Raw genomic sequence first — 14,519 nt, forward strand, 5'->3', positions numbered from 1 at the left:
CTTCATCTTCTTCAAGTTTTATTTTTGCCATGAATGAAGATACAGATGGGATTCAAAGCTTATAAATAGGACTCAAAATTAAGTTGCCACGACACTAGCTTCCGCCTGGGACGCACGACGAAGTTATTCAGATTCATCGAGGCAATTTCACTGTGCAGCATTTCGGCAATCGAGCGGCGAACTTCAACTTCTGTTTTTGGTTCACCATATATTTCCTGGGTCTCCTTGCCGATTTCGCAATCAATGTCAACTTCAAGTTTCCTGTCCAGCTCGGAGAGTAATTCAAGTCTTGATTTGAACAGCCGTGTGCCAAGCGAATCTCCCAGTGCACCGTCAGTGGTTTCCGGATTCTGGCTGAAGAACTCCAGGTTCTGGCAGTAATCGAAAAGATAAAAGAATTGTTTGTCCTTTCCCGGTTCAAAAAGGTCCGGGCACAGCCGGGTACCACGTCCCACCATCTGCCAGAACTTTGTCCTTGAACGCACCAGTTTGAAGAAAACCAGATTCACTACCTCCGGCACGTCGATCCCGGTGTCAAGCATGTCCACAGAGATGGCAAGATGTGGGGCTTTTTCCTTGATCGAGAAATTGTTTATCAGGCTCTGGGCGTACTCGATCTTGAAAGTGATGGTACGGGCAAACTCACCCTTGAAATGTGGATAATTGGCATTGAAACGTTCGGCAATATACTCAGCATGAGCCTGGTTTTTGGCAAAGAGTATAGTCTTGCCCAGGCGGTCACCGCCAGCGACTTTCAGGCCCCGCTCCATCAGGTGTGCCAGCACTTTGTCCACGGTGTCCTTGTTGAACAGCCACTTGTTGACTGCTTCGGCTTCTACCCTGTCAGGGATTTCGCCGTCCTCGTCCCATTCTAGCTCATCCCACTGTTCCTTATCCTCATCGGAGAGTTCGTCGTAATTGATCCCCTGGCGCTGGAACTTCAGCGGCACTGAAACCGCTTTTGGTGGGACTAAGAAACCGTCTTTTACAGCTTCTTCCAGATGGTAGGCATCGGTGGGGACACCGGTTTCGAGGTCAAAGAGGCTGTAGGTGTTACGTTCAATTTCATTTTTGGGCGTTGCTGTGAGGCCCACAAGGAGAGAATCAAAGTAGTCGAAAATTGCTCTGTATTTCTTGAAGACGGAGCGGTGAGCCTCGTCGATGATCACAAGGTCGAAGTGTCCAACTCCAAAGCGGCGCTGTCCATTGCTCATCTCTTCTATCTGTTTCATCATCGTCGGATAGGTCGAAACGAACACTCGCCCTTCTGTATCCTTTTCCGTAACAAGGTTCACAGGTGCAGAGTCGGGCATGTGCTTTTTGAAGGCATTTACCGCCTGGTTAACCAGAGCCACCCTATCGGCCAGGAACAGCACACGTTTGACCCAGTTACAGCGCATAAGCAGATCGGAAAGTGCGATCACCGTTCGAGTCTTACCGGCGCCTGTTGCCATCACTACCAGAGCTTTTCGGTCATTGTCCTGTTCAAAGGCTTCTCCAATGCGTCGGATGGCTCGGGTCTGATAGTAGCGTTCGACAATGGCGGAATTTATCTCTGCCGTGGCGAGAGGTCTGCGGCTGCTGCGCCTCTGGATTAGCAGTTCCAGTTCAGGTTTTTTGTAGAAGCCCTGCACCTGCCTTGGAGGATAGCTGGAATCGTCCCAGATCCAGGTTTCGTACCCGTTTGAGTAGAAGATCACTGGCCTCTGCCCGAACTGTTTTTCGAGGCAGTCGGCATAGAGTTTTGCCTGCTGCTGGCCGACCCGCGGGTCTCTTGTGGTGCGTTTTGCTTCAACGAGGGCAAGGGGTTTCCCGTCGTCTCCCCAGAGCACATAATCTACAAAGCCGACCCCGCTTTCGTTCGGCATGCCTGAGACTTCAAATTCCCTGTCCCGGGCCTGATTCAGAGCCCAGCCGGCTTCTTTAAGGAGCAGATCAATGAAGAAGTCCCGGGTCTCAGCTTCGGAATAATCATGTGTGTCCGGCAGTAAAGCTGAAGCTTCTTTTGCCTTTGCAACCTCAACCCGCAGGCGTTTGAGTTCTTCATCCAGCGCGGATTTATCGGCCAGAAGTTCCGAGAGTTTTTCGTCCTTTTCCCGCAGGCTGGTTTCCAGGTTCTGAAGTTGCTCCATCGTCTGCTTCGGAACAGTTGTTTTTGGCAGATCTTCAGGGTTAAAGCTCAGTCCCGGTTCAGGTTTTCCTTCTCTTGCATAGGTGCGTGCCAGCCAGTAGCTGATGTGGAAAAGTTCACGCACTGCTGTTATTGAATCATCCACCAGGACTGAACTGTTGCTGTGCACAGCCTGATTTCCAAGCCGGATAATGACCCGTGCTTTGTTGAATATTGCCTCTCCTGCAGCCTTCTTGAATGTGGGCTCATGAATAAGAGCACTCAAATTATCCTGATACGGCAGGAGCAGGGAATAATCGTGCTTATACATCCACTGCACAGCCAGTTCCAGAGCCCTGCGAGCGTAAAAACAGGCAGTGCGCGGGTCAGGATAAACTGCATTTGAGGCTTTTATGGCAGCCTCATACAAAGAAGGCCATTCGGCTTCGAGAAAGGCGAAATTGCTCATATATTTACTTCCCTCTCTATTTGTCGCTCAAAAGATTGTGTGAAAACAATTTTCCAGCAAAAGCTTCATGCGTTAGTGAGGCGAAGAGGTTATTGATTTCAAGAAGGGATTGCTGCTGAGATTGTTGCCTTTTTTCTATTTCTAACACAATTTTTTCAAACTTTAATTGCAAATCAATAGGCGGTAGAAAAATTTCTACATCTCTTACTTTGTTAGTACTTATTGTGTTAAGACCACTTGTTGTTCTACTTTTAAAGTAAAAATATCCTGTATTGCCATACATATTCAAAAAATAAGATACAAAATATGGTCTTATATAATTTTCAGCGAGCCGAGCTTTAATTATATGATTTTGATGGGCGCAATTAGCAATTTCTTCTTTCCATACAGCAGCTCTACCTATCTCTTCAATATTTCCATGTCCTTCAACAATGAGAACATCATCTTTTTTCAGCATATATCTATCAGTTTCAGAATCAGAGAGGTGAATATACTTTATCTCACTCAAATCCAACTTGTTACGAAAAACATTAGCTACACGGAGATATGGGAATAGATTTTCTTTTTTGCTGCTTCTTTGGCTGTTTAAAGTCAATCCACTGCTTACTTCACTAACCTCACTTAATTTCACAACATTGAAACCTTTTGGATTTTTCATTGGATCTCCAAAAAGTTCAATAAAAATGGATTGAATTAGTTCATCGAGCTGTGCGAGGGAGGCTCTGCGCTTGGCTCGAAGAGCCTCCGCACGGTCCAGAATATCTGCAATTCTCTTTTGCTCTGGTAAGGGAGGAAGTGGAATTTTGATCTTCGCTACAAACTCTGGACGTGCTCTTAGCAAAGATCCACCTACGCCCGAGACTGTGCTCATGAATTTTGAGTGGAAAGGATCGCTAACTAAAACATGCCGTAGATACTCGGGATGTATTTTTTCACTTTGGAAAACAATCCATTCGCCGGATGCGATTATTCTTCTGCCTCGTGACTCACCAACAATCCATGAACGGCGAATGTGTGGAACAATCTTAGAAAGAAGAACGTCACTTGGTTGAACAATCTGTTTGGTTGAACCGATTAATTTGCCAGCCAATACTTCCGGTTGCCTACTGTTAAAAGCAGGAATACTATAAAGGTCGAAGACTTCATCATGAAACTTTGAAGGATCTACTGAGCCCGATTTCTTTGCCATTATCTCGCCGAGCGAAATTGTCTGGACTTCCTTCATCCTAGTGTCGCATCAGCAGTAAACTGTCGTATAAAATCAATTACAGCTGTTTGGAATCATTCAATCCTTGAGGATTGACGCAACACTAGCATCCCTTCCAATTCTGCCATCTCCTGCTGTATTTCGGCTTCCAGTTTTGCGAGGCTTGCGAGTATTTCTTTTGGGGGTCTGTGTTTCACTTCTTCATGCACGACTTCCTTGTAACGGTTGAGGGAAAGGTCGTAGACCTGGGCTGCAATGTCGGCTTTTGGCACGCAGAAGCTCTGCTCGGTTCGGGCACGTTTGAGCTCGCTGTTATTGCGTTCCTGCCAGCGGGCCAGCACATCAGGCAGGTTGTTTTTGGTGTGCTCTTCCTCGGTAAGCTCGGTTGAAGGCACAGGACCAAGTTTTTCCTCGTCCAGGAGCGGGCTGCGCTTGTCGTCAAGGCTCCAGCCGTCGGCCTGCATGTCATAGAACCAGACATTTTCAGTGCCTCCTGAATTTGTTTTGGTGAAAAGGAGGATGGCAGTGGAAACTCCGGCATAGGGCTTGAAAACGCCGCCTGGAAGTGAAACAATTGCATCAAGCTTCTGCTCCTCGACAAGCATGCGGCGAAGTTCCTTGTGGGCTTTGCTGGAGCCGAAGAGGACACCGTCAGGAACGATAACAGCAGCCCGTCCGCCTGGCTTCAGCAGGCGCATAAAAAGGGCGACGAAAAGCAGTTCTGTTTTCTTTGTCTTGACGATCTGCAGAAGGTCTTTTGCAGTATTTTCGTAGTCCAGCGAACCTGCAAATGGAGGATTAGCCAGCACAAGTGTGTAGGCTTCTTCGTCACTGGAGTTTTCCTGGGCTAGAGAGTCACGGTAGCGGATGTCAGGGTTTTCCACGCCGTGCAGGAGCATGTTCATGCTACCTATGCGGAGCATGACGTTATCAAAATCAAAGCCGTGGAACATCCCGTGGTGGAAGTGCTGTTTCAGCCTCTCATCGTGCAGGATGTTCGGATGGTACTCTCGCAGGTATTCGCCTGCAGCTACGAGAAATCCGGCTGTACCGCATGCTGGATCGCATATAATATCTGTTGGCTGGGGGGCGGTCAGCTCCACCATAAGCTGGATAATGTGGCGCGGAGTACGAAACTGGCCGTTCTGGCCGGCGCTGGCGATCTTGCCAAGCATATATTCGTAAAGATCGCCCTTGGTATCGCGGTTTTCCATGGGCACGCTGTCCAGAAGGTCAACTGCCTTGGACAGCATCGAGGGCGTGGGAATGGTGAAGCGGGCACTTTCCATGTGCTGGGCGTAGGTAGAATCGTCACCTCCGAGGGTGCGCAGGAAGGGGAATACGTGCTCGTCGACAACTGTGAACATCTCGGCAGGGGCGAAGTGTTTGAAGTGAGACCAGCGCAGATCCTCATAGGGGCGGCCTTTCGGGTCATTGCCCTCAGGGAAAACACGGCGCTCCATAGGGCGCTTGAGCCGTGCGGATTTGTTCTCTTCCAGCGTGTGCAGGTCATCCAATCGCCTTAAAAACAGCAGGTAAGTAATTTGCTCGATAACTTCGAGAGGGTTGGAGATTCCTCCAGACCAGAAAACGTTCCAGATGCCATCAATTTTGTTTTTCAGTTCACCATTGATCATTTTTATTCCTCTATAATCCCAGCTTGCAGCCTCTTATACTGCTCCTCAATTGCGGTTCGATTAACGTTATTTTCATTCATTTTTTTGCCTGACATCTGTTCTCAATTAGTATCAATAATGAGGGTTTCGATTAGCTTCGATTGTTCTTCTTTAAGGATTTTTCTGTTCAGGTATACCTGCTAATCTTCTTAACTCTTGCTCTTTTTCATCATTTTTTCGAATTTAAGGATAGTCTCTTCTATCTTAACTTATTCCTTTTCTTTCAGTTTCTGTATCTGAAGCAGGTCAGGCACAGACCAGAAAAATAGGGTTGTCGCTTTTTACTCTGCTTCTTTTTTCATTTTCATCTTCATTTTGAGAAGGCCGGTCGTCTCCGCCGACCGGTGAGAGCCCGGGGATCAGAATAGTGAAATAAAAAAGGTACCGGAAAATCAGGAAATCCAATCCAAAAAAAGATTTTGGGGGAGTAAAATTAAACAGAGGAACTTATGAGGGTTTTGGCGAGAATTCCTTAGCCAGGCCTATATATTTTTTAATTTCTTCTTCGGAAACATCTTCTTTAAACTCTTTATCCATTTCTTCCTTAATCTTGTCTGCTGTTTTATCTTTCAATTTTTCAATAGAGTCTATTTTTGTTTTATAGGATATTTTGAGTGCCAGCTCTCTGGGCATTTTGAGTTCTTGTACCAAGTCCGATTCATTTATGGCCATGTAGCATAGAGCCTTCATTATATAGTCATTTATTTCATCTTCTTCTACCTTTTCATTGCACGTCTTCAATCTTTTACAAATATACTTCGGGTTGCGGGAACTCAGATCTTCAATAGTTCTTATATTGGCAAAATTGTAAATTTTGGAGGCCAGCTCTTTGTCCATATTAAATATTGTGATCAATTCTGATTTATCGATGCCCAAATACTCCTGGGCTTTATTTATATATCTTTGAATTTGATCTATGGAATAGTCACCAAGTCTTTCTTCCTGCTTTTTGACCGGGCATCCCATTTCTTCTCCCAGGTTTCGAGTATCAAGGTTTATTTTCGTTCTAATTTCCTCAGCACTGCAGCCTGCCAGTTCTTCTATTGTCCTTATCTTTGCATTGTACAGCATATATGCCAGATCTTCATCAAGCCGTAATTTTGTGACAAGGTCTGATTCTTTAACTTCGTATTCCGTTCTTTCATTAAACTCCATCTTTTTATCTCCGGGAAGAAGTTTTTGGACCCATACATACATCCAATCTTCTATCGTTTTGGTGAATACGCCTGCAAAAAAAGAAAACACGAATACAAAATAGTCATTTATCTCACTGAATTCGTCTATGTTTAGGAGGTAATTTAGTAGGTAAAAACCTATTATCGCAATATAAGGAGCAATGATAATTCTTCTAAGATATGACCAGGCAATGCTTATTTTTTTGTATTCGGGTATGAGATGTCCAAAAGTTTCTTCAATACTTAAAAAAATGTAAGAAATGACGCCGATATATGAAGCAGCTATTATATATACAGGAAACTTTGAACTTTCTATCCAATAAAATGTTGCATATTCTACTTCATTTCGATAAAAAAGGAAAATTATCATTGGCCATATTAGGATTATTGAAAATATTATGAAATTTCTTGATATATCGTGAAGTTCCATTATAATATTATTCTCTCCTCCAATGTTGTTTTGATTACTTTGATCACTCACCCCTGTTTTTTTGCTTGATTTTTTAAACATGGTTATTAATACAGCGCCTATGAAAAAAATTATCAACAAAATAATAAACTGATGTATTCCTCTGGAAATATTATCTAACAACAAAAACCTAAATAATAAGGCAATAAAATAGAGGATCACAAGAGGCCACATGAAAGCTGTAAAAATTGCAATAAAGCTTACAATAATATCGTTTACTATATTGAAAAGCCATTCAATTGGTTTACTTTCACGCTTTTTCCTTTGAGTAAAAAAGCTTTCATATATAATTACAACACCTATTAAAATAATGATCAAATAAACAAAAAACTGATGTATTTCTCTTGAGATCAAATTGGATGACAGAAGCCACAATAATATAGCAGCGAGTAAAAATGTAACAAAACAAAAGTTCATTCTATCAAAAAACCGGCACATCCAGCATAAAAAAAGGAGAGATCCAATAAAAACTGGTAACAAAAGAACCCATTCGAATGCTTGCGTATCATTTAAATTTGGATTTGTTTCATTGTTTGTTTCTGCTGCACAAATCCCCTGAACAAGCAGACTAAGGGTAAAGACTATTCCTAAAAATTTGCAGGCTGCCCCAGCTCCTTTCATAACTATTTATTTGCATATTAAGTTATATATACGTAGTTTTATAATTATTTCTGAGCATTGCTCAGATCAGCAAATCTTCAATCCCCGCCCCTCTCACGATATCAATTGCATCCGTTTCCTCTTCCAGGGTCAGGTGCCTTCCAAGATCCGGATATTCCATTGCCCGGTAGCAGGGCCTGTACTGGAACATCAGGTTGAACCTGATCTGTGGGGTGTGTCCTGCAACCCATTTGGCAATTGGCCTTGTGCAGCAGTCCAGGTGCCCGGGGAGGACCAGGTGGCGGAGGAGGATTTCGGCGGTTTCGTAGGCGAACTCGAAGTTGGGCTGCACGACTTCCAGGTAGTTTTTAACTTTTGAGTACTTGAGAGCGCATTCATTGTTGCCGTACTTGAAGTCCCCGAGGTAGACGTCAACCACGCCTTCCAGGATTTCGGCGATTTCCCTTGAGTGGTACATGTTCGAGTTCCAGACCACAGGGGTGTTTGCCGACATTTCCCGAACGATTTTCAGGACGGTGTGCGGGTGCGGGGTCGGGGTTACGAAGTTTACGTTTTTTGCGCCGTGGAGCCTCCTGATGTCAACAAGTTTTGCAAGTTTTCGGGGGTCGACCTCTGTGCCGCATTCCGGGCAGGTGGAAATGTCCCAGTTCTGGCAGTAGACACAGGCAAAAACGCAGCCGGTAAAAAAGATCGTGTGTGAGGGGACGAGTTCGGGCTCTTCTCCCATGTGCAGGAACTCTGAGGCGTAGCGAGAAACGTCGGTAAGCCGGCAAAAGCCTTTTTCTCTCTCTTTTCGGTTAATCCCGCAGCGGCGCTCGCAGCAGTGGCAGTTTTCAAGCATCCTGTCCACAATTGCAACCTTGAGGTCAAGGAGGGAGGGACTGGCTTTCGGGATTTCCAGGAAGCTTGTAGTATACAGCTTCAGCATGTCCGAACTATCCGGATAAGCAAGGGCTTCCATGGCCTCGATTTCAAGGCTTTCCCGTAATTTCCTGTATTCTTTGATGCTTGCTTCATGGATATTCCGGAGTTCTTCAAGTCCCATTTCCGGATCAAATTCGACTGAAATTCTCTCTGTTATTCTGGAGAGGGCAGGCATTTCATCTCCCTGCACCATAAGATAGCGTTTCAGGTACTTCGGAGCTGCCATATTGAAATATTCTCCTGCATGGGTTAAAGGCTTATTGTTTGCTCCTTCTGATTTTTATTTCTGATCTCAATATTCGAGATTTTACCTTTGAGAAATTTAACAGACCTTGCCGGGGGTTCTTTCGGGCAAGATTATAAGAAGAAAGAGGCTTTTGAATACTTTTCAATTGATATTTTCACTGTAACCCCATAAAAATTACCTAAACAGGTGTAGAACAAAAATGGAATGGATCTTTCTTTTCATCGCTGGTCTTTTTGAGGCAGCCTGGGCAATCGGGCTGAAATATACGGAAGGTTTTACAAGGCTTTATCCCAGCATATTTACGGTCGTTTGCATGGTCCTGAGCTTTTATTTCCTTTCCCAGGCTCTGAAGATTTTGCCAATAGGAACTGGCTATGCAGTCTGGACCGGAATTGGGATTCTCGGCACCACTGTCCTGGGCATCTTGCTCTTTAATGATTCCATGGATTTCGGCAGGCTTGTCTGCATCATTCTGATTTTCTCAGGGGTGATGGGGCTCAAGCTGATTTCTCCATGAAACCATGTAAAGTTCTCTAATCCCTTCCCAGCATCCTTTTTCTTCTCCTTCTTCTCCTTCTTTTCCTTCTTTTCCTTCTTTTCCTTCTTTTCCTTCTTCTCCTTCTTCTCCTTCTTCTCCTTCTTCTCCTTCTTTTCCTTCTTTTCCTTCTTCTCCTTCTTCTCCTTCTTCTCCTTTTTTCTTCGGGATTTTTGTAATTTCCTTATAAGATCGCTTTTTCCTGCAGTACGGATAGCCAATAATTAATAGCTGGCAGGACAATGTTAATAAGGGGATTAAGCCCGTGGGTTTGAATTGCACCTTCTGGTTAGCTTAAGCGGTGCCCGTGGGAAGTTTAAGTGAGATCTTTTAGGGGGAAGTTTTTCTGGCTCTAATTGAAGGCACAACTTTCAGTCTCTGGGATTTGATGTTTATTTTGTTCGTAGTTTTCTTTCTTTACACCGTAATTTACCCGCAGTCGCAGCTCAAAAGAATCCAGATGCAGCGTCTGGCAAAACTGAAAGCCATGGAAAGGCGCCACGGCTGTAAAGTACTGACAATGATTCACAGACGGGAAGCAATTTCTTTTTTAGGGCTGCCTGCTTACCAGTTCATCGATGAGGAGGATGCTGAACAGGTCCTGCGCTGGATAAGGAAATACAGGGATTGTCCCCTTGAACTGATCCTGCACACCTCCGGCGGGCAGCTCCATGCCAGCATCCAGATCGCCCGTGCCCTGAAGAATCACCCCAAAAAGACCCGTGTGCTCATTCCCCACTACTCAATGTCAGGGGGCACAATTGTCGCCCTTGCAGCAGATGAAATCGTAATGGACAAAGATGCAGTTATAGGGCCTATCGACCCCCAGGTAGGGGATCTCATGCGAGGGCTCTTCCCTGCACCTTCCTGGATCTATGCCGCAGAAATGAAAAAAGAGAACGCGGAAGATGTTACTCTTGTCATGAGCGATATCTCCAGAAAAGCCCTCAAGCTTACCCGGAGTGTCGCAAAAGAGCTTCTGGAAGGCAAAATTGCACCTGGCCCCGGCGGAGAAGACAGGCTCGATGAAGTGGTTGAAAAGCTGGTCAGCGGAGAAATGATCCACAGCACTCCCCTTTCAGCCGCAGAAGCTAAAGAAATAGGGCTTTCCGTAAACACGGATTTTCCGGAAGAAGTACACGAGTTCATGAAACTCTTCCGGCCTGTGAAAAGGAATGTGGCGTATGTGGAATGAAATCCCTGTACTCTGGAATATTCAGGATCTGATTTCATATTAACTGTCTAAATCTGGATGTCTCTTACCAGAATACATCTTTTCAGGCCGCCTCAAAACAACTTTAATTTCCTGGAGATGGGCAGTATTGACTTTAAACTCGATGAACAATATTCTGAAATTCACATCCTGATTAACTTAATTATAAAATATTTTGCATTGGTTGTAAAATATGATAGGTCTAATGCAAAATATTTTAAATTTAATATAAATATTTGTAGAGTTTTAAAATAATCGGTTTTCCATATTTTATTAACATTTTTTTAAAATAGTGAATCATTTAACTGATGCATATTTTTTACCACAGTATAAATATTAAAAAATACTACTATTTATAGTTATCTCGGGTTTTCTCCATAAATAATGGCTTTTGATGGCTATTTTATACAGAATAAGTATTTATATCAGTATATCAGTTATACTATTGGTAAAATATAATACCACTGAACTAAAATAGAGCAAGGGTTATCGGGGGATAATATGACTTTTAGAATCGAAAAAAAATTTCAATTTATAGTACAGCTTTTGCAGCAAGTACTGGATAATGTGGGAAGGGTAAGAATATACAGGTCACGTAATTCCTACCTGTTTGTGGTTGGAAGAAATCTTTGCATTTCCGAATGAATCCACGAAAAACAAGGTTTGAATTAAGACCTCAGTAACTAAAAGATCCTGTCGGATTACAAAAGTATTGTCGGGATTACAAAAGTATTGTCGGGATTACAAAAATAGTGTCGGGATTACAAAAATAGTGGTGGATTAAGACAACGTTGAAATCAGTATAAAAAACTAAATTATTGGGGAGTGGTGTTAGATGACTCTTTTTAACCTGACTGAAGCTGAAAAAACAATATTAATGGATGAAACCGTCGTTGACTTAAAACATTCTTTAGAAGTTGTCATTAAAAATTTACTTGCAGAATACGAGACAGATCTTGAATCTAACCTTAATATTTCGAAAGTTGAGGTAAATTTCATTGTAAAAATGGATGGAATTGAAGTATGAAGTTTATTTAATTAGAGGTTATTTAATTAGAGGTTATTTAATTCTTAACATGGAAGGTTCACAGCCTTCCTAATTTTATTGCTAATCCCCTATTTTCGGGGTATAATCTTCGCTTTAAGCAATGAAATTAGAAAAAGTCTTGTTATAAAAAAGTCTTGTTATAAAAACCTCGTATTTTTTTCACTTTGCCTATAAAATAGCCAAAAAACAGCTATTTGCTGGGTACGATGGGTGTTTTTTGGGTATCGTATGGATTTTTAGGGGTCACCATTATTTTTTAGGTTTACGTATATTTTTAAGGTGAAATCATAAACCCTCGGCAGGAAACCCGTTAAATCTCCATATTTAGCGGGTAGTTGTCTTTATAGGCAAAGCTCTTTTTCAGAAAACCTATATAAGTTATTAAATGCATATTATTGTATGCTATTGTGTATTACACACAATAGCAAAAACATTGGTAAGATTGGGTGTAAGCGTAAAATTGTAAAAATAACGAAGCAAACCCAGATAACCACACCAGGAGGTGGAATACCAATGAAAACTATGAAAGAGTTTGTTGGGGACTCGATAATAGCAGCAATTACATTTTATTGTCTGCTGTTGATAATGTTTCCTCTGGGTTGGGTCGTTCTGCTCGGGATCACGATCACAGATCTGAGTATATACAAAAGATATTACAAAAGATATATAGAATCGAGAAATCTTGGGGCAGATTCTAAGTATTTGTAACAAAATAATTTAGGCAAAGATGAATTTATTTAAAGCTAAATCAGTCATTTTGATAGTGAAAGTTATTTAATCATTCCTAAATGTTGCCTATGTTATTTTGCCGCATATTTTAAGTATGAAATCCGATCAATGGAAACAAGAAACCAATAGCTTTCCATACATTTTCCACCAGCACGCTTTGCCTGAAAAATTGACCAAAAACGGCTAAGTTGTTGGGTTCGAGGAGTTTTTTTGGTGTAAAAACATTTTTTAGGCAAAGCGTATTTTTTTAACTTTTGCGTTCTCTTCACTGAGCCCGGTCCAGCTAACCTTATACCCCAGGTTTTCGAGTAAAGGGTAATAGAGGCTGCTGTCGAGCCCGAAGCCCTCAAACACCTTCACTGCACCGGCATATGTTTCTGCAGCCCCTGGTTTTTCAAGCTCCATGTCTATTTTCTTAAGTAACTGCCTGTGGAGCAAATAATTCTCAAGAAGCACATAGTTCCTGTACTTTTCGGATTCTTCGGATTCCTCGAATTTTCCGACTTCTTCGGATTCCTCGAATTTTGTAAGCCTGCCTTTGATCTCTTTTTTTAAAGCATCAAGCAGGACTCCCTTCTCGGCTGCGATTTCATCAAGGCTGATCAGTTCCCCGGAAAGATGAATCTTCGTTTCCTGCAGTTCCGACAGGTCTTCTTCAAGCCTTCTTCTCTCATATTTTCTAAGCACCTGCGTGATTTCATTTGCCGGAATCTTCCTGTCAAAGAAAATCACGTCCTGTGCAGGGAAGTCTTTTTCCGAGCACTTTAGTTTCCTGTTAATCAGGAGAATAACGGGTTCCTTTACTTCCTTCAGTTTTTCGGTCTTCTTTTTAAGGTATTCCGGCGTCCAGAAACCAACAACCTCGACGTATACTTTCATCCCGTCCCTCTGAAGGGAAAAGTCCGGAATAAATGCGTACCTGCCTGCTTTCAGGATCGTTGGTTCTCTTTTTGCTTTCCAACCTCCTAAACTTAAGCTGGCAAACTGCTGTTCATAAGTGCTGTCATAAGTTTCACTTTCAATATCTGTTTCTGCTTCCTGAATTCCAGCTCCCTGAATTTCAGCTCCCTGAATTTCAGCTCCCTGAGTTCCAGCTTCTTCTCCCCCAAACCCATTCTCAGTCTCGATTCCTGTCCTGTATCCTTCCTGTCCTTCTGCAAGCTGAAAGTCGGGAAAAACCCTTTCTGGAACTCTTTCAGGATATCTGGCTGCTTCCGGTATGGGTCTGAAAGCCTCTTCCGAGCCGTCAAGGACTAAATCAAGGATGCGTTTCCCCTGGTAACCTTTATGGAGAATTCCTGCCTTCAGGCTCCAGCCCTTTGATTTCAGGAGGGTAGGAAAGAGTTTTGCAAACGAATTTCCATATCGCTCCGACATCCTGAAAAGAGATGCTGGCCCGTCAAGGTGGAGGTGAACGCTTTTCAACCTTTCAGTTTCTTCGTTTTCGCCTGCTTTCTCCTCAGTATCTTCCAGGGAATACATAAGCCCGGATCTGAGAATCTTCCAGAGAACGTTCTGGAAATCTCCTGTTATCCATATGTTCAGGTCAACAGCGCGGAAAAGGATGGTCTGGGTCAGGGAGATGTTATATTGCCTGAGGAGTTCTGCAGGGGAAAGGGGTTTGAATTCTTTGAGGATCTGGTTTTCCTCAAGGTCTGCCCAGAGAGATTTTTCAAGTTCAGGAATTGATATCGATAGTTTTTTTGCGGCTTTTTGAAGCGCTTCTTTTCTTTCGGCAGGAGAAAGAGCCATCCCGGTACAGGCGTCAAAAACCGCTTCTCTGGCCGTAGAAGGGTCAACAGCTGAAGAGGTTTCAACCACAGCCCGCCTTCCAAGGAGCTGGGAAAGCCCCCGGATGAAGCGGTAATTCATCTCTTCATAACCTTCAAGTTCTGCCAGGAGGTCGCCGTAGGGTTTTCCTGCATGCTGCTCGAAAGTCTCTATAAGGAGCCCTGCAAGCTCAAGGTTTTCTGAATTAAAAGCTGCATATGCCGGCTTGATCTTTCCTCCGGAAATGCGGGTTACAAGGAGGTCAGAAGTTAGCATAAGAATCACCTTTCTGGCTTTCAGGGTTTTCAGGTCTTTCAGGGTTTTCA

The 14,519-nt window shown here is 43.2% G+C and carries 10 protein-coding genes; 3 read left to right on the forward strand and 7 right to left on the reverse strand.

Annotation, left to right across the window (positions count from 1 at the left end):
• Nucleotides 1-59 precede the first annotated feature (59 nt).
• The 5 genes from EO93_RS11045 to EO93_RS11065 all read right to left on the reverse strand — a co-directional run bounded on the left by EO93_RS11045 (nucleotide 60) and on the right by EO93_RS11065 (nucleotide 8,877).
• Nucleotides 60-2,579, reverse strand: a complete 2,520-nt coding sequence (locus EO93_RS11045; protein ID WP_235284225.1) for a DEAD/DEAH box helicase family protein — start codon at nucleotides 2,577-2,579, stop codon at nucleotides 60-62.
• 16 nt (nucleotides 2,580-2,595) lie between these two features.
• A complete protein-coding gene (locus EO93_RS11050; protein WP_048162571.1) occupies nucleotides 2,596-3,804 on the reverse strand; it encodes a restriction endonuclease subunit S in 1,209 nt (402 codons plus the stop codon).
• A gap of 56 nt (nucleotides 3,805-3,860) precedes the next feature.
• A complete protein-coding gene (locus tag EO93_RS11055) occupies nucleotides 3,861-5,423 on the reverse strand; it encodes a class I SAM-dependent DNA methyltransferase (RefSeq protein ID WP_048162572.1) in 1,563 nt (520 codons plus the stop codon).
• Nucleotides 5,424-5,909: 486 nt separating this feature from the next.
• Nucleotides 5,910-7,727, reverse strand: coding sequence for a hypothetical protein (locus EO93_RS11060; RefSeq protein ID WP_048162573.1), 1,818 nt, complete (start codon nucleotides 7,725-7,727; stop codon nucleotides 5,910-5,912).
• A 61-nt stretch (nucleotides 7,728-7,788) separates the two neighbouring features.
• The gene (locus tag EO93_RS11065) at nucleotides 7,789-8,877 is read right to left on the reverse strand and encodes a radical SAM protein (RefSeq protein ID WP_048162574.1); all 1,089 of its coding nucleotides are present in this window, start codon (nucleotides 8,875-8,877) and stop codon (nucleotides 7,789-7,791) included.
• A gap of 220 nt (nucleotides 8,878-9,097) precedes the next feature.
• Between EO93_RS11065 and sugE the strand changes: the two genes are divergently transcribed.
• Complete coding sequence (sugE, locus tag EO93_RS11070; RefSeq protein WP_048135080.1) at nucleotides 9,098-9,415, forward strand: quaternary ammonium compound efflux SMR transporter SugE; 318 nt, start codon at nucleotides 9,098-9,100, stop codon at nucleotides 9,413-9,415.
• Here the strand turns inward: sugE and EO93_RS16920 are convergent.
• A complete protein-coding gene (locus EO93_RS16920; RefSeq protein WP_156161306.1) occupies nucleotides 9,380-9,676 on the reverse strand; it encodes a hypothetical protein in 297 nt (98 codons plus the stop codon). The genes sugE and EO93_RS16920 overlap by 36 nt on opposite strands.
• A 145-nt stretch (nucleotides 9,677-9,821) precedes the next feature.
• Here EO93_RS16920 and EO93_RS11080 point away from each other — a divergent pair, with 145 nt between their 5' ends.
• Both EO93_RS11080 and EO93_RS11090 read left to right on the forward strand, forming a co-directional pair.
• Complete coding sequence (locus tag EO93_RS11080) at nucleotides 9,822-10,628, forward strand: hypothetical protein (RefSeq protein ID WP_082106043.1); 807 nt, start codon at nucleotides 9,822-9,824, stop codon at nucleotides 10,626-10,628.
• 853 nt (nucleotides 10,629-11,481) lie between these two features.
• On the forward strand, nucleotides 11,482-11,673 hold the full coding sequence (locus EO93_RS11090) for a hypothetical protein (protein ID WP_048162576.1): 192 nt from the start codon (nucleotides 11,482-11,484) through the stop codon (nucleotides 11,671-11,673).
• 978 nt (nucleotides 11,674-12,651) lie between these two features.
• Here the strand turns inward: EO93_RS11090 and EO93_RS11100 are convergent.
• Nucleotides 12,652-14,469: a DUF790 family protein gene (locus EO93_RS11100; protein WP_048162578.1), complete on the reverse strand. Its 1,818-nt coding sequence runs from the start codon at nucleotides 14,467-14,469 to the stop codon at nucleotides 12,652-12,654.
• Nucleotides 14,470-14,519: the final 50 nt, after the last annotated feature.

The organism is Methanosarcina sp. 1.H.A.2.2, from assembly GCF_000979975.1.
GTDB lineage: Archaea > Halobacteriota > Methanosarcinia > Methanosarcinales > Methanosarcinaceae > Methanosarcina.

Coding starts and splice junctions, on each gene's coding strand:
- EO93_RS11060 (WP_048162573.1), bottom strand. CDS start 7,727: ATGAAAGGAGCTGGGGCAGCCTGCAAATTTTTAGGAATAGTCTTTACC.
- EO93_RS11100 (WP_048162578.1), bottom strand. CDS start 14,469: ATGCTAACTTCTGACCTCCTTGTAACCCGCATTTCCGGAGGAAAGATC.
- EO93_RS11045 (WP_235284225.1), bottom strand. CDS start 2,579: ATGAGCAATTTCGCCTTTCTCGAAGCCGAATGGCCTTCTTTGTATGAG.
- EO93_RS11055 (WP_048162572.1), bottom strand. CDS start 5,423: ATGATCAATGGTGAACTGAAAAACAAAATTGATGGCATCTGGAACGTT.
- sugE (WP_048135080.1), top strand. CDS start 9,098: ATGGAATGGATCTTTCTTTTCATCGCTGGTCTTTTTGAGGCAGCCTGG.
- EO93_RS11065 (WP_048162574.1), bottom strand. CDS start 8,877: ATGGCAGCTCCGAAGTACCTGAAACGCTATCTTATGGTGCAGGGAGAT.
- EO93_RS11050 (WP_048162571.1), bottom strand. CDS start 3,804: ATGAAGGAAGTCCAGACAATTTCGCTCGGCGAGATAATGGCAAAGAAA.
- EO93_RS11090 (WP_048162576.1), top strand. CDS start 11,482: ATGACTCTTTTTAACCTGACTGAAGCTGAAAAAACAATATTAATGGAT.
- EO93_RS11080 (WP_082106043.1), top strand. CDS start 9,822: ATGTTTATTTTGTTCGTAGTTTTCTTTCTTTACACCGTAATTTACCCG.